Origin of the sequence: Psychrobacter phenylpyruvicus DSM 7000 = NBRC 102152, from assembly GCF_000685805.1 — a bacterium.
GTDB classification, from domain to species: domain Bacteria; phylum Pseudomonadota; class Gammaproteobacteria; order Pseudomonadales; family Moraxellaceae; genus Psychrobacter; species Psychrobacter phenylpyruvicus.
Map to the genome: position 1 here is coordinate 1 of NZ_JMKP01000090.1, position 1,515 is coordinate 1,515.

A 1,515-nucleotide genomic window follows, 5' to 3' on the forward strand; every position below is an offset into this window, starting at 1 on the left:
CCATCTTTGTTGGCTTCAACTAAGGCATCTTCTGCCGCTTTCTCAGCCTCTTCAGCAGCTTTAACTAAGTCGTCAACTTTTTTATTATTATCAACGGGCGGAACATACCCATTAGAGCTTGAGCTACCACCACCACTGCTTAAAGCAGCACCAACGATACCGGCACCCGCTAAGCCGACTAGCCATGGCAGCGTATCAAAGCTGCCTTCGGTAGCCCCAACCCACCAAGGGGCTACTTGACTTTCACCGCCAAGCGCTTGACCTTCTATATCGCCAACTTGTAGCTGAGTAACATAATCTACCACTTCACCTGAATCAGGTACATAGTAGTAATACTCACCATCTTCTGCCAAGCCTATTAACGCACTATTTGTATCATCATAAAACCCTTCAATAATCAAATCACTATCTTGGGCATTATCTTCCATTGACACATGTAAATCATTACCCACACGCTTAGTCACAATATGGTTTGGTGCATGGCCTGTGGCTGGATCAAAAAGTTCATAGTTTACTTTTTGAACAGCTTTAATCACAGTGGGCTGGCCGTCTTGAGTTACCACAGTATGTTCTGCAATGGTTTGAGTAGCTGTGTTTACTTTTACGATAACTGTTTTCATGATATTTCCTAAATTTTGATTTGTATTGATTATTGTGTAGTAAGGGACATTAAGTATTTTTGTATCTCACTAATTACATTAGATAAAAGTGAAGTGATTAAAATAGTTTTATTAAGAGGATAATTTCAAGTTATAACCAGCTGCTCCTTTACTATCGGTATGACTCTCTAAATGTACAGTAGCCTCTGGGTTGGCCTGCATATACTCCCCAAGCAGTTGTATTTTTTGTTGATATTTTCCTTTTATCTGAGCACTATCAAAATCAAATAGCACATCAAGATTTATCGGTTTCTGAGTCTCCATTACAGGTGTGGTCACTGGATGAGTTGTAATGGTTTGAGTGGGTGGTTGCATACAGTTATCAGTGACAACTCGGCTGATTTGATGCGTTTGCTCAATAGAGCCTTTAAGTAACTCTATGGCTTCAGAGGTATTAACCGCTCTAATTACTGGCGTAACTCCTCTTTCTACATGACTGACTTGATAATAATAAGTGCGCTTAGGCTGTAGACTTACAATGAGGCTTTGATTCGCCAAGTGATTGTTTTTTTGGTCTGTAAGCTCAGCACTTAACACATTTTGGCCAGTACAAACCTTAATCTGTGAGTAGTGCCCCGCCTGTAACGACGTTTGAAAATAATTCTCTATACCAACAACGACACTGTCTTCAAAATCTATAGCGCCAGCGGCATCTATTGAGGTGGCTTCGGACACACCTGTAGGCGTGCGAAATATAACAATACGACTCTCATTAGCGGCTAATGCACTATCATCAGGAGTCGTAAATACTTGACCCGTTTTAGCATAGGTATCTACACAACTTAAAAAGAGCAAAAAAGAATGATAGAATCTTCCAGTATGGCATAGATAAAATGGAGCTAGATACGAGGCTCAT

General features: G+C 40.5%; 2 protein-coding genes. Both read right to left on the reverse strand.

The genetic code is table 11. From position 1 onward, the window contains the following. Window positions 1-620, reverse strand: a 620-nt coding sequence (locus tag G561_RS14860; RefSeq protein ID WP_037032637.1) for a hypothetical protein, incomplete at its 3' end; no start/stop codon positions are given. A 111-nt stretch (window positions 621-731) separates the two neighbouring features. Beyond that, window positions 732-1,454 (reverse strand): OmpA family protein, encoded by a 723-nt coding sequence (locus G561_RS14865; protein WP_037032639.1) that lies wholly within the window; start codon window positions 1,452-1,454, stop codon window positions 732-734. Between the last annotated feature and the right edge of the window lie 61 nt (window positions 1,455-1,515).